Origin of the sequence: Ruminiclostridium cellobioparum subsp. termitidis CT1112 (assembly GCF_000350485.1) — a bacterium.
In the GTDB taxonomy this organism is placed as follows: domain Bacteria; phylum Bacillota; class Clostridia; order Acetivibrionales; family DSM-1351; genus Ruminiclostridium; species Ruminiclostridium termitidis.
This window is the reverse complement of record NZ_AORV01000056.1, coordinates 13215-38170: the sequence shown is the minus strand read 5'-3', so window position 1 is coordinate 38170 and position 24956 is coordinate 13215. Positions and strand designations below refer to the sequence as shown.

Below are 24956 nucleotides of genomic sequence, written 5' to 3'. Positions count from 1 at the left end.
GCAAAATATTAATTTTTCATTACATGTATTTAGTGATATAATTCAAATGTATATTTCGGATTAATCACCGATTAAATTTTGTTAGGGGTGTATTTTTTGAGCAAAAAAGTATTGATTGTAGACGATGAGAAGAATATTGTAGATATTTTGAGATTCAATCTTAAAAAAGAAGGGTATGATACCCTGGAGGCATTTGATGGCGAAGAGGCCGTGGAGCTTGCACTTTCACAGAATCCGGATCTGATACTGCTGGACATTATGCTTCCGAAGATGGACGGCTTTACAGTGTGCAGGAAACTCAGACAATCAATCTCAACGCCAATTCTCATGCTTACGGCGAAGGAAGAAGAGGTCGACAAGGTATTGGGCCTGGAGCTGGGGGCCGATGACTATATTACAAAACCCTTCAGTCCGCGCGAACTTATGGCCCGTGTAAAGGCAAATCTCAGAAGACTTGTGCCTGCTGAGCAGGTGAGCGCCGATAAATCCCGTGTAAACAAGTACGGCGATCTTACTATAGATTCCGACCGTTATGAAGTCAGAAGGGGAGAGGAAATCATAGAACTGACACTTCGTGAATTTGAGCTGGTCAAGTTCCTGGCGGCACAGCAGGGAACCATCTTTTCAAGGGAGTCGCTGCTGGAAAAGGTCTGGGGCTATGAGTATTACGGAGATGTCAGAACGGTGGATGTCACTGTCAGGAGAGTCCGTGAGAAGCTGGAGCTTGATCCCGCAAATCCCCAGTATATTGTGACAAAGCGCGGTGTGGGGTACTACTTTAATAAATAATTAACAGCATTGCTTGAATTACAATTTTATTGTACGTGTTTTATCTTTGACTTGAGGTCCGGGTGGGCCTCAAGTCAAAATAATAAAAGGAGACAGCATGAAGTTCTGGAAAGGATTTATGAAGCTGCTGCGCAGCTTGCAGTGGAAACTTGTTTATATATTTATATCCATGTGTGTAATCCTGGTATGTGTCGTTTATATAATAATAAATTCAGGACTGCAGTCGATTTATTTTAACAATTTCCAGGAAGATATGGACAAGGGTTTCGAAGACTGGAAGGAATTGAGGGGCATACCTGAATCCAATGAGGACATCTTAACTTATTTCAAAGACAGGCGGGATGATATAAATTGTTTCAGAACAAATTCGGATGTCAACCTGACAATTATAGATCTAAGTATTACCAGAAAGAATAATGACCCGAACAGGGGAATTATTTATTCCACAGACGAGCAGTTTCAAAATCCCGCACGCTTTGCCGATGAGCTTTTCAACAGCTCCACCGACAATCTGTTTCCCATGTGGGCTAAACAGCTGGACGCTCCCATCTTGAACAAAAAACTGGTTAAAACCATAGCGGGGAATGAATATTTTGAATATGTCATTGAGCCTTCAGAGAGAAAAGATCTCATTTTTTACTTTACTTATAACAAAGAGGCCTGGGAGCAAATAATACAAACCTTTAACAACCTCATATTAACCAGTACTGTTATTGCGGTATTTTTGTCGGTGCTTTTGGGGTACTTTTTGTCGAAAACCATAACTTCGCCAATAATAAGCGTAATGCACAAAGCTGAAAAAATAGCCGAAGGGGAATTTGATGAACAGCTGGCTGTCAAATCCGAGGATGAAATCGGGAATCTCACAAAGACCTTCAATTACATGGCCAATGAGCTCAAGAATACCTTATCTGAAATATCCAGCGAAAAGAACAAGGTGGTTACAATATTAAATTATATGGCTGACGGAGTTCTGGCCTACGACCTTAAGGGGAACGTAATTCATATAAATCCCGCAGCCAGAAGGTATCTTGGAGATGATATCGCCGAAAAGAGCTTTCAGGATTTTGCAAGCAGTGTGGGTCTGGATATACAGCTCGAGAATATAGTGTACCTGGAGGAAGCTTCGGTTAAAGAATTTGATACTGTGATCAACGATTTATTCATAAAGGTATACTTTGCGGTATTCACAGATACAAAAAGCAGACCGGAAGGATTTATCGTGGTTTTGCACGATGTTACCGAAGAACAGAAGCTTGACAATATGAGACGTGAGTTTGTGGCAAACGTGTCCCACGAACTGCGCACCCCTATAACCTCAATAAAGAGCTATTCTGAAACACTTCTGGATGGGGCGGTGGACGACAGGGAAACTACCGAACACTTCCTGAATGTAATAAATACCGAGGCCGACAGGATGACCAGGCTGGTTAAGGACTTACTGCAGCTGTCCAGACTCGATAATCAGCAGGTCAGCTGGAATATGGGTGAAGTGCCCATAAAGGATCTCGTAAGGGATATAGTGGACAGAATGCGCCTGCAGGCCGAACATAAGCATCAAAAACTTGAAAGCTATGTTATTGGTGTAATACCAAATATAAAGGGTGATAAGGACAGGCTTGAACAGGTTTTTGTAAACCTCATAAGCAACGCCCTTAAGTATACTCCTGAAAATGGGGAAATTACCGTTTACATCGGCAGGATTTATAATGATGTTTATGTTAAGGTCGCCGACAACGGGATCGGTATACCTGCTGATTCTCTTCCGCGGGTATTTGAAAGGTTTTACAGGGTGGATAAGGCCAGATCGCGTGATATGGGAGGAACCGGCCTGGGACTTTCAATTGCCAAGGAAATTATTCAGGCACATGGGGGTACTATAAGCATAAGCAGTGAGGAAAAGAAGGGCACCGAAATTACAGTGAGACTTGCGGTGTAAATTTTATTTAAATGCCATGTAATGGATTTGTAACAGAAAATGTAATATAATTATAGTAGGGTACTGGTAAAAACAGTACAAGAGTATTTTTTCGGGGTGGACCTTATGAAATCAAAGTTACTTACATTTACTATAATCGTATGCGCTATGCTGTCTATATTTTTGATACCTGTTTTTGCGGCGGATGACAATCATGTGGTTGACATTTCCAGACCCGAAGGGGATGAAGTAGTCACCAAACAGGTATTCTCAATTTTTGGAACCTGTATCTATGATGAGACTACCATCAGTTTTGAATATTATGACACCGAAGCAGGAGATTATAAACCTCTGAAGACAACCGACGGCGTGTCCACTTTCAAGGTTGGAAACGGCAAGATGTTCGGAAAGGACATAAGACTTAAGAAAGGTCCAAATGACATTAAAATAACTGCTTATACAAAGGAAACCAAGAATAGTCCCGAGGAGTTTTATTATACTATTACATTCGGCGAAGCAAAGAAATCAGGAGACTGGTTTGAAAAAGCCATAGACTGGATAACTAATCCCGGCGGTGAAAAAGATAAGAAAGATTAATCTATGAATAAGCGATCAAAAACTTTAGGTTATTATTATGAGAAATTTAGAACGTTCTTATTAATTCTTTTAATCAGCGTTTGTATCATACAGGTGGGAATACTGTGGAGTAGTCAATCCGGCAGTTTCCCTTTTTTATCTTCCTTTTTTTCCGACTCAAAAATAGCTCAGGCATCTATTGAGAAAATGAAGGGGAATTTTATGCTTCCCAGCAGAATAGTTCTCTCAAAAGGCTACGACAACGATCATCTGATAATCCCAAACGGCTCAGAGGAGTATTATACTCTCTGGAACGGTGCCCAGGAGTATCTTAAGGCTGCACTAAAAGACAAGCCCACCCGGACCGAACCTTTCAATGAGGAAAAATGGGGGATCATTGCTGCCAATAATCCCTATTACTTTGAATTTAAAACCGATATTAATATAGATATAGTTAAATGGGTATTGAATATAAAAAATTCCGTTGACTCAGTTATGGGATTAAACAAGGTTGCAATATATCCTGATGATCCGGAAAACGGCTATTCGGACACTATTTACATAAAGGACAGTAATAATATCTATACATATGTTGTATCAGGCTACGGCGGAGCTGCCCTGGATCAGAAAGAGTTTGAAACCGTCTATGAAAGTCATAAAAATAATTTCAAAATTAAAAATTATAAAATAGCAATCGAGACAGGCAGTAAATCCCTGCTGCCCAAAGATATGATTGCTCCCTTTACATCAAACAGTGAGGAAGAGTATACAAATTTAAACAGCATATCCTTTGGCTCTCTTCAGGGGCCTACCTCAAGTCTGGCCGAATATGATGCCATCCAGCTGGAATTGTTGGGTGAAATCAGGAATGACTATTACCCGGATGAAGATGTCTATGGCGCTGTTGTTTTTAAAAAGTCCGACAGTGTTTACAGGTTATATAAAAATTCCGTTATTGAGTACAAGTATACCGGAAACCAAGGTGTAACCGAAAGGACCAGGATACTTGATGCATATCAAAAGGCTGTGGGCTTTATAATGGAGCTCAAGGCCCGCAGCAGGCACATGGACAATATCAATCTATACCTGTCCTCTGTGAAGGAAGGGAGTAACTCTTTCATATTTAAATTTGACTACAGTATAGCTGATGGTGAAGGGCACGGAGATGTCCCTCTGCTGTTGAAGGATTTTAAACTTCCCAACAGCGAACAGTCGCTGGACAGCGCCATAACAATCGAGGCAACTTCAAAAAGAGTGATCCAATGCAGATGGGTAGCGTTAAAACTTGAGGTCAATAAGATTTTTAAAGAATATACCTGGAATTTCCCTGAACTTGTAGATAGAGCCTATAGTTTAAATAAGGAGCTCAGCAACGCAAACCTGCCTATACGGGACTATGGGATATATTACGTACTTACGCCTCCGGAGGTAAACAGCACCATGATTACTCCAAGCTTTGTACTTTTTAATAATACCGGCAGTTATGATATGCCCCTGGATGGGAAATAATGTACAGTAATTACAATATTCTGTGTAGGTGATAATTATGGACTGGAAACAGGCAAAAACAATTTTAATATGGGCGTTTATTGTATTGAACCTTGTTCTGGCCGTTATATTATACCAGAATACCAAGGGAGGGGAAATTTCCCGCGATACCATTATTAACACCCAAAAAATATTGGAACAGAACAATGTACATATCGAATGTCCGATACCGAAATATAACGGTAAAGACTTTATATTGCAGTATGAAGAAACAGTTCTGGATAAAAATAAAATAATTAATGGGCTCCTGGGGGATAATTATTCCAAAATTAGTGATAATATCTATGAGAAGGGTACCGAAAAGATTGTATTCAACAGCGGCTGTTATTTTGAGTACAGTGACAGCGGGAGTAATAAGAAAATATATTCACAGAGCAAAAGTGAGGTTGAGATTTATTTAAAGGAATTGGCCAAAAAGCTTGGCATTCCCCTTGATGAGTTTCAATTGGACAGCTTTTCTTCCTCTCCCTCCGGAGAAGATCCAAAGGCGGTTTACAAGGGGATTTATAAAAATTATACCGTGTTTGATAACTACATTGAAGTAGAGATAGGAAAAGCAGGTTTAAAGAGCATAAAGTATCAATATAAGAAGCCTTTGACCATAAGCAGCAGAGATATTAAAGTAATACCTGTGTATCAGATTCTGGTAACAAAGATGACCGGCTATCCCGGGATTGACATCAGCGATGTTGATATTGGCTTTAAAGGCATAAAGGGGGATAAGGATACTAAAACCTTGTATGAGGGACTTTCCTGGAGAATAACAACCAACCAGGGAAAGGAATTCTACTTCAATGCCACCAGTGGTGAGCTTATGGAATAGTTTGTAAATTGGTAATATTTTTTTTGCTACATTTCTAGTGGAATAATTTATAACTAAATGGTATAATGTTCTCGTGTGTGTAATGTTTAGCAAAACATTTACAGTTTATACAAAAGGTTGGTGTAGAAGGGTTTGGATAAGTTCTTATTAAACGGGCCATGTCCCCTGAACGGAGAAGTTACCATTAGCGGAGCAAAGAATGCTGCAGTTGCGGTTTTACCCGCGGCATTGATAATAAATGGGATCAGTAGAATAGAAAATGTTCCTGACATAAAAGATGTTAAAGTTTTATTGGATATCCTCACCAAATTGGGCGCTAAGATAACTAAAGAAGACAGCAATACCGTAATTTGTGACACACGAGAGGTAAACTGCTGGCAGGCACCTTACGAACTTGTGAAAAGCATGAGAGCTTCGTATTATTTATTGGGAGCGTTGATTGCCAGATTTGGGAAGGCGGAGGTATCACTTCCCGGAGGATGTGATTTTGGATTCAGACCTATAGATCAGCACATTAAAGGCTTTGAGGCTATGGGAGCCCATGTTGTTATTGAACATGGCATAGTAAAAATTGATGCGTCACAGCTGAAAGGTGCACAGATTTACCTGGACGTTGTCAGTGTCGGCGCCACCATAAATCTTATGCTGGCTGCAGTAAAGGCCAGTGGGCAGACTGTGATAGAAAATGCGGCAAAGGAACCCCATGTTGTTGATGTGGCAAACTTTCTGAATGCTATGGGGGCTAATATAAGAGGTGCGGGAACAGACGTTATCAAGATCAGGGGTGTGGAACACCTGAGAGGCGGCGGAATTCACACAATAATTCCCGATATGATAGAAGCAGGAACCTTTATGATTGCTGCTGCAATTTCAAGGGGAGATGTAACAGTTAGGAATGTTATTCCAAAGCATATGGAATCTCTCACTGCAAAGCTGATTGAAATGGGCGTTACGGTTAAAGAAGACGAGGATTTTATAAGGGTTATAGGCGGCAATAAAGTTAAGAATGTTAATATAATGACTTTGCCTTATCCCGGATTTCCCACCGATCTGCAGCCGCAGATTACCGTTCTGCTGAATATGGCTGAAGGCGTCAGTACCATAACAGAGGGTATCTGGGACTCGAGGTTCCAGTACGTGGATGAATTTAAGCGCATGGGTGCCAGGATAAAAGTGGAAGGCAGAATTGCGGTTATTGACGGAGGAGCCCTGCTGACAGGAGCGCCTGTCAAGGCAACCGATCTGAGGGCTGGAGCAGCCATGGTTTTGGCGGGTTTGGCCGCAAAGGGAACAACGGAAATTACTAATATTAAATATATAGACAGAGGCTATGAGAATTTTGTTCACAAGCTTAATTTGCTTGGAGCAGATATAACAAGGATATCAACAGAAGATTAACCATTGAAATTTTTTGGTTCTGCTTTGGGCAAATTTACTTTGCATGAAGAAGAAATGGAGCTTAAATGGTAAAGTTTTGCAGTTTGTTTAGTGGAAGCAGTGGAAACGCTTTATTTATAGGTACTGAGAAAACAAAACTTCTTATAGACGCAGGTTTAAGCGGAAAGAGGATATTGGAAGCGCTCTGCTCCATTGGAGAAAATCCGGCGGAGTTAAGCGCTATATTAATTTCACATGAACACATTGATCACGTGCGTGGAGCAGGTATAATATCCAGAAAACAGGATGTTCCCATTTACGCAAATGAGGCTACCTGGTGTGCAATGGAGTGCGGATTGGGACCGGTCAAGCTGGAAAACAGGGTATGTTTCTGTACCGGAGATGAGTTTGAGATCGGAGACATATGTGTGCGGCCGTTTTTGATACCCCATGATGCGGCCGAACCGGTGGGATACAATTTTTTTGCCGAGGGAAAGCGTATAACAACAGCTACCGATATAGGTCATATGAATAAGGAACTTCTTTCATACATAGAGGGCAATGACCTGATGCTGCTTGAGTCCAATCATGATGTTGAGATGCTGAGGGTAGGACCTTATCCATGGTCGCTGAAGAAGAGGATCATGGGCGATCACGGGCATCTGTCAAACGAGATGGCCGCAAAAGTTATTGCCTACCTGGCTGAAAAGGGCTGCAGGAACTTCATTCTGGGACATTTAAGCCACGAGAACAACTTTCCCGAACTGGCATATCAGACTACATATAATGCTCTTACCGAGAAGCAGATCGCAGTGGGCGGAGATGTGCTGCTTGAGGTGGCAAGCAGGGACAGGGTCGGGAAGGTAAAAATATTATAAGTAAAACATATTATTAGATTTATAATTTGATTAATAAATTCAGGGGGCCGGATACAGGGTTCCTTTTTTATGGAGAAAAAAATGAAAATAACTATTGCGGCAGTTGGAAAACTAAAGGAACGGTACCTCAAGGAAGGTATTTCGGAATATACCAAAAGGCTTTCACGTTTTGCGGATATGGAGCTGATAGAGGTGGAGGATGAGCACGCCCCCGATACACTGAGCCCCGCACAGGAAGCCCAGGTAAAGCAGCGTGAAGCCGAGCGGCTGCTCAAAAGGGTTAAGGAAGGCAGTTATATCATACTGCTGGACCTGGCGGGGGAACAGACAACTTCGGAAGGCTTAGCCTCCAAGCTTGAGAGCGTCATGCTCACAGGAAATTCCCATATAACCTTTATCATCGGTGGTTCTCTGGGATTGGATCAAAGCCTGGTCAGTGCGGCCAGCTACAGAATATGCCTGTCGAAAATGACCTTCCCGCACCAGCTGGCACGTCTCATTCTCCTTGAGCAGACGTACAGGGCATTTAAGATAATGAAGAATGAGACTTATCATAAATGAGGTTAACATGTGAACATTATAGGGAATAGCTTCACGGGTGAGATAAATTTTATAAATAAAGAAGGGATAATCAAAAAATGATATCCCTTCATGAATACTTTATTCATTATTATCTATTTTCTTTCCTTCTTTAAACACGGCTCCTGCCGGCTGGCCTAAATTATAGTAGTTCAAGCCCATTGCCAAAGTCGGATTGATTTTTAGCGGGTCGGGTACATCACCTGTCAAGCAATCCTCATTTACAAACGTTGAAATTATTTCTCCAAAAAATACTTCAAATCCGTTCATAGGAACTGTTTGAATGACTTTGCACAAAAAGTTCATAGGGCATTCACTAATCATTGGAGCTTTCCCAGACTCATTGTAGAAGGATGAAAACAAATGTGATTTATCTATTGCTTTTCCTGATACTGAACCGCAGTAATCTGTTTTTTGAATCATGTCAGCAGAAGGAATATTCACACTGAAGTAACCGTTTTCCCTGACACCAATAGTTGTAAAATGGGTATCTTTTAAGGAGATATAAAAAATCGGTCCTGTACACACTACTCCGAATGCCCCAATAGTGGTATAATTAGGCTTGCCATTAACATCAGCTCCAGCAAGTACAATAGGAGTCGGATTAACCATCGGGTAATTTTTAATTTTTACTTTTTTCATGTTCAAACCTCCAAATATATGTTTTGCTTGGCTGCCAGCATTTATAATATAGCTTGTTTTTTCAAATAAGTATAGACTTTTTCTTTGCAATGAGTTATTATATTGTCAAGGTGTGCCCTGAGGATTTGTTTTTCTTCATGGGCATTTTTTGATATTAACCGAATAATTACTTAAAACAGTTTTTTATTGTGCAGAACAATATGATATACGTAAAGCTTTTCAAGAATTAAAGTGAAATAGATGTCACTGAAATGACCTTGGATATTTATGAAAAAGCCATATTAAATATGTAATTGGCTTTGAAGATATGTACATGCTGGTTTTGACATGGTGCAACAAATATGGTATCATATTACATATGGTGCTTTGCCCTTTTGGGCAAAGTGCCATATGTTTTTTTTTAGGAGGGGTACCATTTAATTACTTGTGAAATGGAGGAGATTTTGTGACAGAAAAGCTTAAGCTAAATACGCCTGCATATGAGAAATTGCTCGCTCATTTAGTAGATTTTGAGGAAAGGAGAACGCAAATCGTTGATCTGTACTTTCCTGAGTTCAACAAACACAGGAAAGAATTTGAGGAACTTTTAGACAACTATTTAAGTGCTGTAGATACAATTGTTAAAAATGTAGTACTATCAGACGAAACAAATAATGACTTTCCGTTTGTATGCTTGAACAGTGAAGTGGAGGTAGAAGATGTCGAGGAACAGGAAACCTATAGTTATAGGCTTGTTGTCCCGGAAACCGGCCGCACCGAGGGTAATTGCATAACTATACTGTCTCCCATGGGAAAGGCCTTGTTATGCAGAAAAGAAGGGGCTGTTGTTTCCGTTAATACACCTTCAGGTGTATACAGATATAGAATTAAATCAATAAAATTGAGATAGGCCGGTATCAGATTACAGAAAAACACTTCCTATAAGACCCTTTAACATATTAAATATTTGTTGAAGGGTCTTATAAATTATAAAGGGAGGATAGCCCCCATCCCATAACTTTAGTATAATATATATCTATGAAAGGAATACTGACTGCGGCGGGGAGCGGATAATATAATGGATGAAAGTGTTTCCTGGTATATGGAAAAGAAAGTGGAAAGAACCCTGGAGGGTTTGGCGAAACATAATATCGGCGGTTTCTATGTGGAAGACGAAATAAAATTGATTGAAACGCTTCAGGACCTTATACCGCAAAATTCCACAGTTGGCGTCGGAGATTCGATGACACTGTTCGAGACGGGTGTAATAGAATTTCTGAGAAGCAGGAAGTACAACTTTTTAGATAAATACAGAGCCGGCATAACAAGCGAAGAAAAGAAAGAGCTGTACAGGAAAAACTTTTCTGCCGACGTATTTATGTGCAGCACCAATGCTGTCACTGAAAAGGGTGAACTGTACAATATTGACGGAAACGGCAGCAGAGTGGCAGCAATGCTGTACGGTCCCGAACGGGTTATAATTGTTGCCGGCATAAATAAGATAGTAAATAACCTGGAAGAGGCAGAAAAAAGGGTGCGCAATTATGCTGCCCCTATAGATGCCAGGAGGCTGAACAAGGATACACCCTGCACAAGCCTGGGATATTGCATTGATTGTAACAGTAAGGATAGAATCTGCAACGATTTTGTAGTTATAAGAAGACAGTTCAACAGGGACAGAATCAAGGTTATCATTGTGGGAAGGCATCTGGGGTATTAATGGCTTGTAGACCGCAGGAGGCTGTTCATTCACACTTGAGGGGATTATATTATGAATAAAAAGGCTTTATATAGAAAAGCATACAGGATGCTGGAGGGCTCCACTCCTTTAAAATTCGATTGCGGCCTGCTTTGCGGCAGTAAATGCTGCTCAGGTGACAACGATGCGGGAATGTGTCTATTTCCGGGTGAGGAGCTTATGTTTGACAGGCAGGAGGGCTTTTTGACAATACGAAAGGAAAAGCTTTTAAGCACCGACGTTCTTTTTACTGTTTGCAAGGGAACCTGTAACCGGGAGCTCAGACCCCTGGCATGCAGGATTTTTCCGTATATACCCTATCTGGGCGAAGACGGCAGGTTAACTGTAATAGAAGACCCCAGAGCAAGATATATATGTCCGCTTTTGATGGAATTCCGTGAGTTTAAAATAGATTTAATGTTTAGAAGAAAAGTTATCAACGTTTTTCACCTCCTTATCAGGGATGGGGAGATAAAGAACTATTTATGCCAGCTTTCGGGCGTTTTGGATGAATATAAAAGGTTTTTGTGATGACCGGATGCATGCATAACAACATACCAGGCTGATAGGCCTAAAAACAGTTGATCTGGAGGATATAAAATATGAAGCAGAATAAATACGATGACAGTACTTTTTTTGAAAAATACAGTAATATGGAGCGTTCTAAGAAGGGACTTGAGGCCGCCGGGGAATGGCATGAACTGAAAAAGATGCTGCCTGATTTTAAAGGTAAGAGGGTTCTGGATTTAGGCTGCGGTTTTGGATGGCATTGCCGGTTTGCTGTTGAGAATGGGGCAAAATCAGCTGTGGGTGTTGATATCTCACAAAAGATGTTGAATGAAGCAGCGAATAAGACTGAATCCGAATACATCAGGTATATTTGCATGCCCATTGAGGATATTGATTTCGCCGGCAATTCCTTTGATGTAGTAATAAGTTCGCTGGCTTTACACTATGTTCAGTCGTTTGAAGATATTTCTGCCAAAGTAAACAAATGCCTCACAAGCGGAGGAGAATTTGTGTTCTCAGTGGAACATCCCATATTTACCGCACAGGGGAAACAGGACTGGTATTATGACAAACAGGGCAACCGGCTTCACTGGCCTGTGGACCAATACTTTACCGAGGGGAGCCGTAAGGCTGACTTTTTGGGAGAGGAAGTAATAAAATATCATAAAACCCTGACCACATATTTAAATGGTCTTATCCAGGCAGGCTTTGAGATAACAGGGATAGTAGAACCAAAACCTGCGGAGCACCTGCTTTATTCTGTTCCCGGAATGGCTGATGAACTGCGCCGGCCCATGATGCTGCTCATATCAGCGGTAAAAAAGCGCTAGGTATTGTCGGTGTAAACATCGACAACCCTGGCCACATAATCATCATAGCCTGATTGGGCCATTACAATCAAAGGCTGACCCTTATCTGCAATTTTAACTTTATAAGCCTGGGCCCCGTCGGTATCCAGAATTTTTTCCCGGTCAATATTAATTTGGGTTCTGCCGGCGACTCCGTATTTCTCAAGTATTCCGGCAACCTTGTTTTCCAATTGTCCTGTCGGGCACTCCAGCGATCTGATGCTGATAATGGCTTCATCAATTTTATTCATTGCATGTCCTCCGCTTACGTGTTAAAATAAATCCTGATATATAGCACTATTTATTTTAGTATGTCCCTTTAGATTTATATAAAACATAATCTACTCATTTGTAAAATTAAAATATTGGATTTAATTTTACACCTCTGCTTTTTAAAAATTTGAATAACAGTGTACCACAAGGGAACTATAGATAAGAATTTATTTCGGACTGAAAGAAAACATGTATCTGGGAGGAAAGTTATGTCTTTTAAACCCGGCATTTCCGTTTATAGTGAAATAGGAAAATTAAAATCTGTTCTGCTTCATCGTCCCGGGCTGGAAGTGGAAAATATAGTACCGGATTATTTGACAAAACTTCTGTTTGATGAAATTGTATATCTGGATCAGGCACAGAGGGAACATGAGCAGTTTGTACAAATCCTCAGGAAGGAAGAGGTAGAAGTAGTCTATATGACTGACTTAATGACAGATATCCTTGAGGATTCACATATAAGAGAAGAGTTTCTTATGGATTTCATGATTGAGGGAAAAGTTGTTACAGACGGGCTTCAGGAAGCGATAAAAGAATATTTCAGCTCATTGACGCCCCGGGATTTTATAAATAAGTGTATAGCCGGAACAAGGCATAGTGATTTGAAGGATATCAAACATAAAACATTGGGAGATATGATTAAAAATGCCTATCCATTCTATCTTGATCCTATTCCGAACATGTATTTTCAAAGAGACCCATTTGCATCCATCGGGAAGGGAATATCCCTGAATGTGATGGCAAATGAAACAAGAAACAGAGAGACCATCTTTGCAAAATATATATTTAATTATCACCCGAGATTCAAGGAAGTTCCAAGATGGTACAACAGGGATAAGACCCATACCATTGAGGGAGGGGATATTCTGGTGCTTTCAGACAAGGTTGTAGCTATCGGCGTAAGTGCCAGAACAAGTACGATAGCGGTTGAGAGGGTAGCTCAAAAGCTCTTGGAGTCAGAGGAACCCTTCAATACGGTCCTCGTTTTTGACATCCCCAAGAAGAGGGCATATATGCACCTGGACACCGTATTTACCATGGTTGATTATGACCAGTTTACAATATTTCCGGGCATAGAAGCCCCGCTGGACGTTTACAGTATAAGCAGGGCGGCAAATAACCGGTTGCATATCAAATATGAGCATAGTGACCTGTCTGAGATATTAAAGAAGCACCTTAAGCTGCCGGCAGTGAATCTGATCAGGTGCGGTGACGGTGATATCATAGCTGCCAGCAGGGAACAGTGGAGTGACGGCAGTAATACGCTTGCGGTTTCCCCCGGGAAGGTTGTATGTTATAACAGAAACCATATCACTAATGATGCACTGAGAAAAAACAGCATAGAAGTCCTGGAATTTGACTCCTATGAGCTTTCCAGAGGCAGGGGAGGACCAAGGTGTATGAGTATGCCCCTTTATAGGGATAATCCTTATAAGCAATAATATGACTAGTGGTCTGTAACATCTAAAACGTATATTGCTAGTTACCGCTCTTGAGATATTTGTTGCCGAAAAGCAGATCGTACTGTATCAGACGATAATCCTTTACCAGTTCATCGTCAGGATCTACCAGTCCCATGTTTTTCAAATGCATTATGGGATATTTTTCTTCCAGCTGGGGCATTATGTTGAAATAATTGGGATGGTCCACACCTGCGTCCTTCAATATCTCATAGGAAAGGTGGGACGGGGAGATTATACTTGAAAAGCTCCTCATTTCCCGGAAATTTGACCACGTAACCAAAGGCGTGGTGTAGTACTTCAATTCACCGATGCCCTGCTTGAGCTCAGAATCCTGTTTTGCACCGAGTTTGTCGTAAACGCTGTAGTAATCATCAAGAGTACCCAGACGAGGTGCGTGATCCCCAAAAAAGTATAACAGGGTAGGTTTGTCACTTTTCTTAAGTTCTTCTATGAGCTTTCCGAGGGATTGGTCTGCATCATACAGTCCCTGGGCATAACCGTTTATAATGCTTTTCTGTGAGGAATTCAACTGGTCGGACTCTACATTGACGTCAAAACTGCTGTATTTATTATCAAAAGGATCATGGTTTTCCATTGAAACTGCAAAGATAAAAGCAGGCTTGTCTGAAGAATTCAAGGTTTCAAGTATCTTGTCAACAAGAGCATAGTCGGAAATATGCGGTCCCTTTGTTTGGGTGTTCATATCGAAGCTGGACACATCATAGAATTTTTCAAAGCCGAAATAGTTGTATACCTTATCCCTGTTATAAAACCAGCCGCCGTTGGGATGAATGGCCGTTGTGCTGTAGCCGTTATCCTTGAATACCGAAGCAATGCTTGGAGTTTCGGTCCTAAGGTAGGCATTGTATGCTATAATTCCAGGGCTCATAAAGTATAAGGACATACCTGTAAGGGCTTCAAATTCGGTATTTGCAGTACCTCCTCCGATTGCCGGCGGAGCCAGCATGCCCCTCTGATACTTGTGGACATTTTCAGCCACATCCTTGCTGAAACTTAACCCGTTTAATTTGGTCAAATCCCAGTAGCTTTCACTCATAATAGCTATAACGTTAGGTTTTTCCGCCGATTTCACAGCTCCTCCGACGGTGGAGGCCGTAACGGAATTATCTACCGAAGCAGGATATTTATCAGAAATGGCCTGCATGGTTTCTTCACTGTAATCATCAGGCTTGGGATTCAGATATTTTTCCAGGTCGGTCAGATAGTAATAATTCTGAGCGTACATACCATTTGCAAGTATTTCAGCTTTGCCGATATACCAGGATCTTTGAACGCCCACCTGGACGGATAGCCTGTAATCAGCCAACACGTTGGCATTTAGAAGAAACAGTATCAGTGCAAAGGGCATTATGACAAAGTTGAATCCCGGCTTGAGATAACTGAGTACATTTTTCCTGAATTTAACCAGTAAAAATATCAGGCCTGCCAGGATTACCAGCACCGCAATTACAATAGGTATATTTAGATAATCCTTACAAATACCTATGAGGTTTTTAAACATGTACAGATCCCATGGGTAAAAAGGTTCATCAAAGTATGTGAACTTGATAAAATTAGCTATAGTAAGGAATATTGCAACTATTGAGAGCAAAACATTTGAAATCCCTTTTCCGAACAGCGAAATAAGGCACATGTATAGGCTGCATAAAACCAGTATGTTGAACATTATGTTGGGATGCAGCATGTCAGTGATTGTTGCCTTTATTTCCTGCCTTATTGAATACTCACATAAAAATGTGATGACTGTAACAAATACAAAAAACGAAATAAAGCTGAAGACAGGTTTGAAATAATCAGAGAGATCAAAGGCCGTATTACCCTTTTCAAAACCTGATGTCAGCATATGGAAGATCAAGTTGCCCGACGCGGCAAACCACGCCATAAACAGTCCTATAAAGGGCAGGTATACGGCGGTAACGGTTCCCAGTTTTGTGATATTTGTAAAAAGGATGCTGCTCAGAACCGATTGCCCCAGGGCTTTATACATGAATAAAACAAGAAGTACTGCAGCACCTGCCAGGTTTAAAAATGCAAACAACCATATTTTTGGAGTCTTAATAATATTTTTCTCATGTGTTAAAACCCCCAATGCATATACCGGATAGAACACAAAAATGAACAGTGGTACGCTGAAGCCTAAGAAAGAAGCGGCATATACTGCTACAAAACACATCAGGAACGTTACAGGTAAAAAGGATTTGAATTTTTGAAAAAACGGTGTTACCGCACTCCAAATCAAATATGACAACAAAAGCATATTTACCAGCAGTACTTTATGTTTGAAGGTGAATACCAACAGCACAATATTTAATATAAATAAAATAAGCTTTGAGTAGGGCAATTTATTAAGTTTATCAGGTATTGCAGGCATGTTGAAAACTGCAAACGAGGCGGCCAAAGCCAGCAGCAGTTGAGAATACCCGTTACCGTTGTAAAAAATATCAATTGCACTAATTGCCACAGCAACAATCAATGCAAGAATTCCTTTGTTTATTTTTTTCATTTTTCTTCCCAGCTTCCATTGATTTATTAATCAATAGATTATACCAAAGTAATATTTATTGTTAAAGTATTGTTAAAAATAAATTAATAATTGTAACAAAAAAGTAAAAAGAATACTAAATACTAATTAGTATTATCAACCAAAAAGATAAATATTAAAAGGGTAAAATAATCTGCCGGATGCATTGGTTACATGAACAATACAAATGACAAATGATTTTACCCCGTATTCCCGTATTATAGTACAACATACAGAATATTGTACTAGGCAAGCTCCAAAGCTATTTCCATCATATTGGTAAAGGAAGTTTGGCGTTCCTCAGCAGTAGTGATTTCATGGGATACCAGAGAATCCGAAACTGTCAGGACGCACAGGGCATTGACTCCTGCACGGGCAGCATTCATATACAATGCCGCAGCTTCCATTTCAATAGCTAAAACCCCCATTTTAGCCCACTTTCTCCAGGTGTCGGGATCATCATCGTAGAATATGTCGGAAGAGAGGACATTGCCAACTCTTGTGGGTATTCCCTTGCTTTCCGCAATATCTATCGCCTTCTTAACAAGAGACCAGGAGGCCGTGGGGGCATATGTTCCGGGCAAATCATACTGTGATGCGTAGTTTGAATTTGTAGAAGCCGAGATTCCTATGACAATGTCCCTGATCCTAATGTCCTCTTGAATAGCTCCGCAGGATCCTATTCTGATTATGTTCTTGACTCCATAAAAATGTATCAGTTCATAAGAGTAAATTCCGATTGACGGCATGCCCATTCCGGACCCCATTATGGATATTTTCTTTCCCTTGTATGTTCCTGTATATCCAAACATATTTCTGACTGTGTTAAACTGAACAGGATTCTCAAGGTAAGTCTCTGCTATAAATTTGGCACGGAGAGGATCTCCCGGCATTAATACCGTTTCAGCTATTATACCTTGCTCGCTGACATTAATATGCGGTGTTGGTATCGACATACATTTTACCTCCAATAATATAGTAATCGTCAAGTCTGCAGCAAACCAACCTTATTTTATCCAGATTGTAGAACTTTATAAATGCCGCAGCCATATTTTAAATTATACAATTTTTCCATTAAAAATACAGGAGAAAATTTATTTATTCCTCTGTGCTGTCTGAAAATATTTAAAAATTTCTTGGATGAAGAAACCAGGGAATACATTATATGCCACGCAAAAAGGATATTGACTTATTAAAAACAACTGTGCTATAATACCTCTTGCAGGAAAGACAGCTGCCTTGACACATATGACTGTGTGGGTTTGAAGTCGGAACTTGCATTGATGGGAGCTTAGCTCAGCTGGGAGAGCATCTGCCTTACAAGCAGAGGGTCATAGGTTCGAGCCCTATAGTTCCCACCATCATGCTGGTGTAGCTCAGCAGGTAGAGCAGCTGACTTGTAATCAGCAGGTCGGGGGTTCAATTCCGTCCGCCAGCTCCAAGACGCTTGCATTTTCTGCGGAAAATGCAGGTGTCTTTTTTATTTATAAAAAAGACACGAAGCGTCTTACGGGAGAGATCAGTCTCCCCGTAGTCCCCACTGGCCTCCCGGCGGGGATAAAAGAAAATGAAGGAATTGAACCCGAAAGGGCACGAGCCCGGCACCTGAACGAAGAGAAGGTGGGCGACGTCATAAGCACGGCGAAGCCGGGCGATTCCGTCCGCCAGCTCCAGGGCGCTTGCATTTTCTGCGGGAAAAAACATAACTACCTTATGTAAATTTATAAAGGACTCAAAACCAAAACAGATATCAAAGAATCGTCATAATTCCTAATTTGAAAAGTATAAATGTAAAATAAGCATTTTAGACAATATTACAATTAGTCCATTTACTTGTGAAGGAAAATGTAATATATTTACTTAAAGGTAAAGTCTTAAAGCTAAAGATTTTTATCATAAATAAACGGAGATAGAAACAAAGAAATAAGAAATGAGGGTTGAAAATGAAAGATTACCGAGTAATGTTGTTTGGGATTGCTCTTATTTTATTTGGAATAGCCTGTAAAGTAATGTTGATTGGATTTGTAGAAGGGGGTTTCCTTTTATTTATGGGAAGGGTAACACCGTTCGCAGGTATTTTTATTACAGCGGCCGGCTTGTTTACAACAGATAGTAAATCACAATAATAACGGATGGTAGATGGTATATGTGCATACAATTAGAAAAAAATAAAAACAATCTGGCGAGTATATCAATATGCCGGTTGTTTTTATTTTTTCATAATAATACAAAAAATTTTTATACAAAATAACTATTTCCAAGGTTATGTCAATTAATATATAATAGAAATCGTTTTTCTTTTTAGGTACGGTTGAAATGCTTGACAGCCGCTAATGCAGCACGACAGAGTATTAAAACAACATAACGGTTTAAATTTTCTTAAATCATGGGGGTATAAGTGAGGTATTTAGCAATTAATCTCGTACAGGAAGGTATGAGGTTAGGGAAAACCATTTTTAACGAGCAGGGCGTTGTACTGATCAATACAAATACGGAATTGACAAGAGCAGCTATCGACAGACTTGAACTACTGGGCTATAAGGGATTACTAATAGAAGATGAACTTTCAGAGGGTATAGAATATCAGGAAAACTTTGTTTCCAACGAGGTAAGATTTTCTCTGGCCAAGAAATTGAACAATGCTCTTACTCTGAAAAGTGATAAAAAAACTCTAAGTAATGAAATAGACAATCTGCAGTCAATGATTTCCGAGCTGGTGGACGATATACTCTCAAAGAGAGAGCTGAACCTGAATCTCCTGGAATTAAAAATGTTTGACAATTATACATATTTTCATTCCGTGAACGTAGCAATAATTGCGCTGGCAATAGCATACCATTTGAAACTGAACAAGGCGGATATGCTGACAGTGGGTACTGCTGCGCTATTTCATGACATCGGAAAACTATTTATCGGAACGGAGATATTGAATAAACCCGGTAAATTAACCGATGAAGAATTTGAAATAATGAAAACCCACAGTAAAAAAGGGTATGATGTGCTGTCGGGCGGAAATAATCTATCTTCAAAGATAACAGTATCCGTTTTATCACACCATGAGCATTATGACGGCTCGGGATATCCCAACGGATTGTCGGGAGAGAATATCATTCTTTTCGGAAGGATAATATGTATTGCCGACGTATACGATGCTTTGACATCCGACCGGTCATACCGCAAAGGCTGCCCGGTACTTGAAGCAATAGAATATGTCATGGCGAACAGCGGGACCTTGTTCGATCCGGAGCTGGTGAAAATATTTACTTCCAGGGTGTATCCATATCCTGTGGGAGCATCTGTATTACTCAGCAATGGGGAGACAGGGCTGGTAATAGGCAATAGTGATGAAGTTTGCTTAAGGCCGACGCTTAAGATAATATCCGGGGAAGAAACCAGAATAGTGGATCTGATCAATGACAGTGAATACCGCTCGGTGGTAATAACGAAGCTGATACAATAACTGTTTGTTAAAATAAGATTTACATAATGCCCGGGAAAAGGAATTTTTTTATTTTTATAGAATATATTATATCAGCAGAGTAGATTTCATATACGGTTTGCCTGAATTACCGTTGTGAAACCGGCGCACACGTTTGTCAAGGAGTTCTTGAACAGTGAGGATGAGAGATATGCTGATAGATATGGATATAACAATTGCATATAAATGCTTCTCTTGCGGGACATTTGATTTTGCTAAAGTCAACCTTTTCAAACTTTTTTTGAACGGGAATATAACTTCAGGCTGCAAATGCGGAAAGTCCCGGCTGGAGATAGAGAAATTAAGTAAAAACGAATACAGGCTGACGGTTCCGTGCATTGGCTGCGGTTCGGAGCATAAGCATATTATCAGCAGAGAAGCCCTGCTGGCGAATAATATAATTATTTATACATGCCAGATAACCGGTATAAAGAATTGTTTTATTGGCAAAGATGATTCTGTAAGGAAATTCATCGATAAATTTGAAAAAGAATTGGACGGAATTATTGACGGATTCGGTTATGACAGATGTTTTGAAAATACTCAGGTCATGTTTGATACACTTAACAAAATTCATGACATTGCAGAAAAAGGCAATTTACGGTGTGAGTGCGGAAGCGACGGAATTATTGTTTCGATGCTCAGAAGAGGAATTACTCTTAAATGCAATAAATGCTCAAGAACCAAATTCATACCTGCATCTACCAACAATGACCTGAAAAAGATACTTCAAAGAGATAAAATAATTTTATTCGCCAGGAAATCCAAATTAAATACCAGACAAAAATATAATTGATAAGTTCGGAAATTATGACAGAATTGTGGGAAAACAACACTAAGATTGACATGTATTTACACATTTGATATAATGCTTTTTGTGGAATATTCAAAAATTCTCCTCTAGAAAAAGGAATTAAATAAAAAAGGTTTTTCTAAAGATTTTTTCGAATCAAATTTCCTATTTAATGTTCAATAAATGATTTTATAAGGTGGTGAACTATGGATCAGATTGATTTACAGTCAAAAACACTAGAAGATTTGCGTTATATTGCAAAAATGATGGGTGTAAAAAACATATCCAAGTTAAAAAAGAATGAATTATTGGATATATTGAAAAATTCTGATGAAGCAAATAAAGCTAATGATTCCAAAGCAGTTGAAAAGGCTGATTCCGGGAAAATAGTACCTGACCGGAGCAAAAACGGCAGTAAAAGTGAAAGCGAAGCCAGGGCTTCAGGTGAAAATAATACAACTGAGACTATAGGCGGGGAGAAAACTGAAGGTACTAAAAATAAAGCGAGCAAGAGTAAACCGGAAAATGCCGGCAAAACCGAAAATCTAAGCAGCCCGGAGAATACGCCTGTTCAAACCGGCAAAACCAGGAAAAGCGCTAAAACGGAAAAAAGTACTGATTCAAGTAAGGAAAAGGATATTCCTGTTATTAAGCAGGAAATACAGGAACCGGCAGCCGAGAAGGTTTCTTCAGACGAAAATGGCACGGCTGAACCAAAAGCGGCTGAAGAAAACAAGCATGTTGATGCCGAGACTTCTGTTTTGAGAAAATCCAAAAGAGGCAGACCAAGCAAGGCATTAAAAGATGCATCAGCTGAGCCTGAGACAGAAGAGAAAAAAACCTTACCCGAAGTATCTGAAAAAAAAGAGGAGACAGTTAATCCGGAGCCCAAACCGGGAAGATTATCGGAGAAACTGATACATCCTGTTAAAACCGTTGAAAATAAAAAGCCTGCTTCGGTAAAAACTCATCCAGTAAAAAATGATCAAAAAACAGAAAACGTGGAAGCTGAAAAGAAGCCTTTAATTCCCGTAAAGCATGTCCCAAGGCAAATAAAAACCAATACTTCTGTTGTGAATCAGGACAAACCTGCTCTGCCACAGCCTCAGTCACAGAAATCAGTCAATCAGTTGCCAAGACCGCAGCAGCACCAACAGCAGAATAATATACAGCAACATAATAATAATGCACAGCAGCAGAATAATGCACACCAGCAGTCTCAGGTACAGCAGCCCCAGACATCACAGCAGTCGGCTGTGCAGCAGCAAAACCAGCCGGTTTCCCAACCGCCGCAGGTAAATGCATCCAATGCTCAGGCAGCTCTGCAAGTACCGCAGCAGACAACTCAGCAAGTGCAGGCAGCTCCGGTGCCACAGGCTGTCCAAACTGCCCAGCCTCAGCAGCAGTCAAATGAGAAAATTGAAGCTGACGATCCTGTAGAAGGCGTTCTGGAAGTATTGCCCGATGGCTATGGGTTCCTCAGAAGTGAAAACTATCTGTCAGGGCCAAGAGACATATACGTATCTCCTTCCCAGATCAGGCGGTTCGGCCTTAAAACGGGAGACAAGCTGAGAGGAAAAGGCAGGATTCCAAAGGAAGGGGAAAAATTCCAGGCATTACTCTATGTCCAGTCAATAAACGGTGATACACCTGATGTTGCCTCCAAGAGAGTACCTTTTGAGTACCTGACACCAATTTACCCTGACAGCAGAATAACTTTGGAAACTTCTCCAAGAGAATTCTCCACAAGATTAATAGATTTAATAGCACCTATTGGTAAAGGCCAGAGAGGAATGATAGTATCACCTCCGAAAGCCGGTAAAACCATTTTACTTAAAAAAATAGCCAACGCTATCACAGTAAATTATCCTGAAGTGGAACTTATTGTTCTACTGATAGATGAGCGTCCGGAAGAAGTAACCGATATGCAGCGTTCCATAAAGGGAGAAGTAATCTACTCTACTTTCGATGAAGTGCCCGAACACCATATCAAGGTTGCGGAAATGGTTCTGGAGAGGGCTCAGAGACTGGTTGAGCAGAAGAAGGATGTGGTAATACTTCTTGACAGCATCACAAGACTGGCAAGAGCCTATAACCTCACTATTCCGCCTACCGGAAGAACTTTGTCGGGAGGTTTGGATCCGGGTGCACTGCACAAGCCCAAGAGATTTTTCGGTGCTGCCAGAAATATTGAAAACGGCGGAAGCCTGACCATTATGGCTACTGCTCTCATTGAAACAGGCAGCAGGATGGACGATGTTATATTTGAAGAATTCAAGGGAACGGGTAACATGGAACTTCACCTTGACAGGAAGCTGTCTGAAAAGAGGATCTTCCCTGCTATTGACATTAATAAGTCTGGTACACGAAGAGAAGAATTGCTGCTTAGCCAGAAGGAACTCGAAAGTGTATATGCTGTCAGGAAAGCAATGAGCAACATGGGCACCGCAGAGGTGACAGAGATATTGATAAACAGGTTATTGCAGACTAAGACCAACGATGACTTTGTAAAGAGTATTAATATTTCCTTCCTTGATAAAAACCAATAATAACCGGTTGAAATTACCGCCAAATTGGAATAAATCGGATTGAGCAATAATCAAAAAGGGTATTGCGGTAAGTGCGTTTTTATGTTAAAATATCACTTGCCTCTTTAATACGCAACTTGGTACAATCTGTACGTTGAATATATAAAAATTGAGGACGTTTCAATTTTGTTTGAAAGAAGGTGAAAAGCAATGAAAGAAGGAATACATCCAGATTACTCGGAAGCAGTTGTTAAGTGTGCTTGCGGTGAGACTTTTACTACTGGTTCTACAAAAAAGTCCCTTCACGTTGAAATTTGTTCAAAGTGTCATCCTTTCTTCACAGGAAGGCAGAAGCTCATTGATACCGGTGGACGTGTTGATAAGTTTAAAAAGAAATATGGTATCGTTGATAACGCATAATATGAAATCATTAAAGGACTGGGAGCGAGTTTCCCAGTCTTTTGTTCATTTATGGGAATTTATATGTTTTAGCTGATACACAAATTTCTTGATGTCTGGCAGTCCTTAATCGCTTGAGACAGGTGATTTTGGACGCAGGGTCATTTCAAAAAAGATTATTATTTTAAAATAATTGACTTGCTTTAATAATTGCTTTAATATGAGCCTTAGTAGGATTGTTTATTGATAGAGAAATAATATTTGAAATTTATTATAGACAGGACAATATATTTGAGGAGGTTACAATGAAGAAGACAACTATTGGCGGACAGGCTTTGCTTGAAGGGCTATTGATGATTGGACCCGAATTCAGAGCCACAGCGATAAGAAAACCTGACGGTGAAATAGTAATCGATAAAAAACCGCAAAAGCCCAAAGGCAAACTTTCCAGGATTCCCATCGTCAGAGGAGCTGTCAACCTCTTTTCCCAGATGGTTATCGGGGTAAAAGCATTGATGTATTCGGCGGAATTTGTTGACCTTGAAGACGGGGACAAATATGAGCCGTCGAAGCTTGAAAAATGGCTGGATGAGAAATTCGGAGATAAAATAGCCGATGTTGCCATTTATTTCTCTGTTGTAATATCTATCTTGTTCAGTGTCGGTCTTTTTATATTACTTCCGAATTTTATAGCAAACTTTATACCAATAAAAAGAGACTCGTCATCAGGTGTGGTCATACTCAACCTGATCGAGGGAGCAATAAGAGTAGGACTGTTTATCGGGTACCTTGCACTGGTTTCACTTCTCAAGGAGATGAGGAGAGTGTGGGAATATCATGGCGCCGAGCACAAAACCATTCACTGTTATGAGCATGATGACGAGCTTACAGTTGAGAATGTCAGAAAATACACCACAAAGCACCCACGCTGCGGTACTTCTTTATTCTTTACCATTATGATTATCAGTATATTGATATTTTCCTTTACGGGCTGGCACAATGTCTTTCTAAATGCGCTTATCAGAATACTGCTGGTGCCCGTCGTCGCTGGTGTTTCGCTTGAAGCCATAAAGTTTGCGGTGAAACATGACAACTGGCTATTTAAAATTTTCAGCGCTCCCGGTCTTATGTTCCAGGCTTTTACAACCAGAGAGCCTGACGACAGCCAGATAGAGGTGGCTATCGCGGCTTTTAAGGAAGTTATTCCCGCCGAAAACGGAAGTGACGAGTGGGGAAAGTAAGTGCGAAAGCGAGTGAGAAAGTAAGAGAGAGGGT

Annotated in this window: 23 protein-coding genes and 2 tRNA genes; 21 read left to right on the top strand and 4 right to left on the bottom strand. The window is 40.4% G+C overall.

The genetic code is table 11. The features are described 5' to 3' along the window. Nucleotides 1-96 precede the first annotated feature (96 nt). The 8 genes from CTER_RS19725 to rlmH all read left to right on the top strand — a co-directional run bounded on the left by CTER_RS19725 (nucleotide 97) and on the right by rlmH (nucleotide 8470). The gene (locus CTER_RS19725) at nucleotides 97-789 is read left to right on the top strand and encodes a response regulator (RefSeq protein WP_004628616.1); all 693 of its coding nucleotides are present in this window, start codon (nucleotides 97-99) and stop codon (nucleotides 787-789) included. Nucleotides 790-886: 97 nt separating this feature from the next. After that, the gene (locus CTER_RS19720; RefSeq protein ID WP_004628638.1) at nucleotides 887-2728 is read left to right on the top strand and encodes an ATP-binding protein; all 1842 of its coding nucleotides are present in this window, start codon (nucleotides 887-889) and stop codon (nucleotides 2726-2728) included. Between the two features lie 105 nt (nucleotides 2729-2833). After that, entirely contained in the window at nucleotides 2834-3304 is a 471-nt protein-coding gene (locus CTER_RS19715; RefSeq protein WP_004628606.1) for a hypothetical protein, read from the top strand. Nucleotides 3305-3505: 201 nt separating this feature from the next. Next, nucleotides 3506-4792: a hypothetical protein gene (locus CTER_RS19710; RefSeq protein WP_004628641.1), complete on the top strand. Its 1287-nt coding sequence runs from the start codon at nucleotides 3506-3508 to the stop codon at nucleotides 4790-4792. Between the two features lie 37 nt (nucleotides 4793-4829). Next, nucleotides 4830-5654 (top strand): two-component system regulatory protein YycI, encoded by an 825-nt coding sequence (gene yycI / locus CTER_RS19705; RefSeq protein WP_004628587.1) that lies wholly within the window; start codon nucleotides 4830-4832, stop codon nucleotides 5652-5654. Between the two features lie 132 nt (nucleotides 5655-5786). Then, nucleotides 5787-7052, top strand: coding sequence for a UDP-N-acetylglucosamine 1-carboxyvinyltransferase (locus tag CTER_RS19700; RefSeq protein WP_004628652.1), 1266 nt, complete (start codon nucleotides 5787-5789; stop codon nucleotides 7050-7052). Nucleotides 7053-7117: 65 nt separating this feature from the next. Next, a complete protein-coding gene (locus CTER_RS19695) occupies nucleotides 7118-7909 on the top strand; it encodes an MBL fold metallo-hydrolase (protein ID WP_004628624.1) in 792 nt (263 codons plus the stop codon). 81 nt (nucleotides 7910-7990) lie between these two features. Continuing rightward, nucleotides 7991-8470 (top strand): 23S rRNA (pseudouridine(1915)-N(3))-methyltransferase RlmH, encoded by a 480-nt coding sequence (rlmH, locus tag CTER_RS19690; RefSeq protein WP_004628570.1) that lies wholly within the window; start codon nucleotides 7991-7993, stop codon nucleotides 8468-8470. A gap of 99 nt (nucleotides 8471-8569) precedes the next feature. Here the strand turns inward: rlmH and CTER_RS19685 are convergent, their stop codons facing one another. Continuing rightward, entirely contained in the window at nucleotides 8570-9130 is a 561-nt protein-coding gene (locus CTER_RS19685) for a flavin reductase family protein (RefSeq protein ID WP_004628572.1), read from the bottom strand. 445 nt (nucleotides 9131-9575) lie between these two features. On the opposite strand from CTER_RS19685, the gene CTER_RS19680 reads away from it, so the two are divergent. The 4 genes from CTER_RS19680 to CTER_RS19665 all read left to right on the top strand — a co-directional run bounded on the left by CTER_RS19680 (nucleotide 9576) and on the right by CTER_RS19665 (nucleotide 12187). Beyond that, nucleotides 9576-10019, top strand: a complete 444-nt coding sequence (locus CTER_RS19680; RefSeq protein WP_004628565.1) for a GreA/GreB family elongation factor — start codon at nucleotides 9576-9578, stop codon at nucleotides 10017-10019. Nucleotides 10020-10187: 168 nt separating this feature from the next. Further along, a complete protein-coding gene (locus CTER_RS19675; RefSeq protein WP_004628648.1) occupies nucleotides 10188-10829 on the top strand; it encodes a lactate utilization protein in 642 nt (213 codons plus the stop codon). 51 nt (nucleotides 10830-10880) lie between these two features. After that, nucleotides 10881-11378 carry a hypothetical protein gene (locus tag CTER_RS19670; protein WP_004628610.1) on the top strand — a complete coding sequence of 166 codons (498 nt, stop codon included), beginning with the start codon at nucleotides 10881-10883 and terminating at the stop codon, nucleotides 11376-11378. 71 nt (nucleotides 11379-11449) lie between these two features. Then, nucleotides 11450-12187 (top strand): class I SAM-dependent methyltransferase, encoded by a 738-nt coding sequence (locus CTER_RS19665; RefSeq protein WP_004628562.1) that lies wholly within the window; start codon nucleotides 11450-11452, stop codon nucleotides 12185-12187. Here CTER_RS19665 and CTER_RS19660 read toward each other — a convergent pair. Continuing rightward, complete coding sequence (locus CTER_RS19660; protein WP_004628646.1) at nucleotides 12184-12456, bottom strand: hypothetical protein; 273 nt, start codon at nucleotides 12454-12456, stop codon at nucleotides 12184-12186. The two genes, CTER_RS19665 and CTER_RS19660, sit on opposite strands and share 4 nt — an antisense overlap. Nucleotides 12457-12687: 231 nt before the next feature. Between CTER_RS19660 and arcA the strand changes: the two genes are divergently transcribed. Beyond that, nucleotides 12688-13920: an arginine deiminase gene (gene arcA, locus CTER_RS19655; protein ID WP_004628627.1), complete on the top strand. Its 1233-nt coding sequence runs from the start codon at nucleotides 12688-12690 to the stop codon at nucleotides 13918-13920. A 37-nt stretch (nucleotides 13921-13957) separates the two neighbouring features. Here the strand turns inward: arcA and CTER_RS19650 are convergent, their stop codons facing one another. Both CTER_RS19650 and deoD read right to left on the bottom strand, forming a co-directional pair. Further along, complete coding sequence (locus CTER_RS19650) at nucleotides 13958-16465, bottom strand: LTA synthase family protein (RefSeq protein ID WP_004628642.1); 2508 nt, start codon at nucleotides 16463-16465, stop codon at nucleotides 13958-13960. Between the two features lie 263 nt (nucleotides 16466-16728). After that, complete coding sequence (gene deoD, locus CTER_RS19645) at nucleotides 16729-17439, bottom strand: purine-nucleoside phosphorylase (RefSeq protein WP_004628583.1); 711 nt, start codon at nucleotides 17437-17439, stop codon at nucleotides 16729-16731. A gap of 329 nt (nucleotides 17440-17768) precedes the next feature. On the opposite strand from deoD, the gene CTER_RS19640 reads away from it, so the two are divergent. From CTER_RS19640 to CTER_RS19600, 8 genes are all read left to right on the top strand, one after another. Beyond that, nucleotides 17769-17844: transfer RNA gene (locus CTER_RS19640), tRNA-Val, on the top strand. A gap of 4 nt (nucleotides 17845-17848) precedes the next feature. Then, nucleotides 17849-17924 (top strand) — tRNA-Thr (locus CTER_RS19635). A 502-nt stretch (nucleotides 17925-18426) separates the two neighbouring features. Then, entirely contained in the window at nucleotides 18427-18609 is a 183-nt protein-coding gene (locus tag CTER_RS19625; protein WP_004628626.1) for a hypothetical protein, read from the top strand. Nucleotides 18610-18881: 272 nt separating this feature from the next. Further along, nucleotides 18882-19943: an HD-GYP domain-containing protein gene (locus tag CTER_RS19620; RefSeq protein WP_004628597.1), complete on the top strand. Its 1062-nt coding sequence runs from the start codon at nucleotides 18882-18884 to the stop codon at nucleotides 19941-19943. A 154-nt stretch (nucleotides 19944-20097) separates the two neighbouring features. Next, the gene (locus CTER_RS19615) at nucleotides 20098-20757 is read left to right on the top strand and encodes a hypothetical protein (RefSeq protein WP_131469465.1); all 660 of its coding nucleotides are present in this window, start codon (nucleotides 20098-20100) and stop codon (nucleotides 20755-20757) included. A gap of 203 nt (nucleotides 20758-20960) precedes the next feature. Further along, on the top strand, nucleotides 20961-23303 hold the full coding sequence (gene rho, locus CTER_RS19610; protein ID WP_004628592.1) for a transcription termination factor Rho: 2343 nt from the start codon (nucleotides 20961-20963) through the stop codon (nucleotides 23301-23303). A 189-nt stretch (nucleotides 23304-23492) separates the two neighbouring features. Next, nucleotides 23493-23702, top strand: a complete 210-nt coding sequence (gene rpmE, locus CTER_RS19605; RefSeq protein ID WP_004628621.1) for a 50S ribosomal protein L31 — start codon at nucleotides 23493-23495, stop codon at nucleotides 23700-23702. Nucleotides 23703-23986: 284 nt separating this feature from the next. Further along, nucleotides 23987-24922 (top strand): DUF1385 domain-containing protein, encoded by a 936-nt coding sequence (locus CTER_RS19600; protein ID WP_004628576.1) that lies wholly within the window; start codon nucleotides 23987-23989, stop codon nucleotides 24920-24922. The last annotated feature ends 34 nt before the right edge of the window (nucleotides 24923-24956 follow it).

Bases quoted from the DNA above. Each gene is read 5' to 3' on its own strand.
- deoD (WP_004628583.1), bottom strand. From the start codon at position 17,439: ATGTCGATACCAACACCGCATATTAATGTCAGCGAGCAAGGTATAATA.
- CTER_RS19625 (WP_004628626.1), top strand. From the start codon at position 18,427: ATGAAAGATTACCGAGTAATGTTGTTTGGGATTGCTCTTATTTTATTT.
- rlmH (WP_004628570.1), top strand. From the start codon at position 7,991: ATGAAAATAACTATTGCGGCAGTTGGAAAACTAAAGGAACGGTACCTC.
- CTER_RS19720 (WP_004628638.1), top strand. From the start codon at position 887: ATGAAGTTCTGGAAAGGATTTATGAAGCTGCTGCGCAGCTTGCAGTGG.
- CTER_RS19670 (WP_004628610.1), top strand. From the start codon at position 10,881: ATGAATAAAAAGGCTTTATATAGAAAAGCATACAGGATGCTGGAGGGC.
- CTER_RS19715 (WP_004628606.1), top strand. From the start codon at position 2,834: ATGAAATCAAAGTTACTTACATTTACTATAATCGTATGCGCTATGCTG.
- CTER_RS19710 (WP_004628641.1), top strand. From the start codon at position 3,506: ATGCTTCCCAGCAGAATAGTTCTCTCAAAAGGCTACGACAACGATCAT.
- CTER_RS19650 (WP_004628642.1), bottom strand. From the start codon at position 16,465: ATGAAAAAAATAAACAAAGGAATTCTTGCATTGATTGTTGCTGTGGCA.
- CTER_RS19665 (WP_004628562.1), top strand. From the start codon at position 11,450: ATGAAGCAGAATAAATACGATGACAGTACTTTTTTTGAAAAATACAGT.
- CTER_RS19695 (WP_004628624.1), top strand. From the start codon at position 7,118: ATGGTAAAGTTTTGCAGTTTGTTTAGTGGAAGCAGTGGAAACGCTTTA.
- CTER_RS19660 (WP_004628646.1), bottom strand. From the start codon at position 12,456: ATGAATAAAATTGATGAAGCCATTATCAGCATCAGATCGCTGGAGTGC.
- CTER_RS19675 (WP_004628648.1), top strand. From the start codon at position 10,188: ATGGATGAAAGTGTTTCCTGGTATATGGAAAAGAAAGTGGAAAGAACC.
- CTER_RS19685 (WP_004628572.1), bottom strand. From the start codon at position 9,130: ATGAAAAAAGTAAAAATTAAAAATTACCCGATGGTTAATCCGACTCCT.
- arcA (WP_004628627.1), top strand. From the start codon at position 12,688: ATGTCTTTTAAACCCGGCATTTCCGTTTATAGTGAAATAGGAAAATTA.
- CTER_RS19600 (WP_004628576.1), top strand. From the start codon at position 23,987: ATGAAGAAGACAACTATTGGCGGACAGGCTTTGCTTGAAGGGCTATTG.
- rho (WP_004628592.1), top strand. From the start codon at position 20,961: ATGGATCAGATTGATTTACAGTCAAAAACACTAGAAGATTTGCGTTAT.
- yycI (WP_004628587.1), top strand. From the start codon at position 4,830: ATGGACTGGAAACAGGCAAAAACAATTTTAATATGGGCGTTTATTGTA.
- rpmE (WP_004628621.1), top strand. From the start codon at position 23,493: ATGAAAGAAGGAATACATCCAGATTACTCGGAAGCAGTTGTTAAGTGT.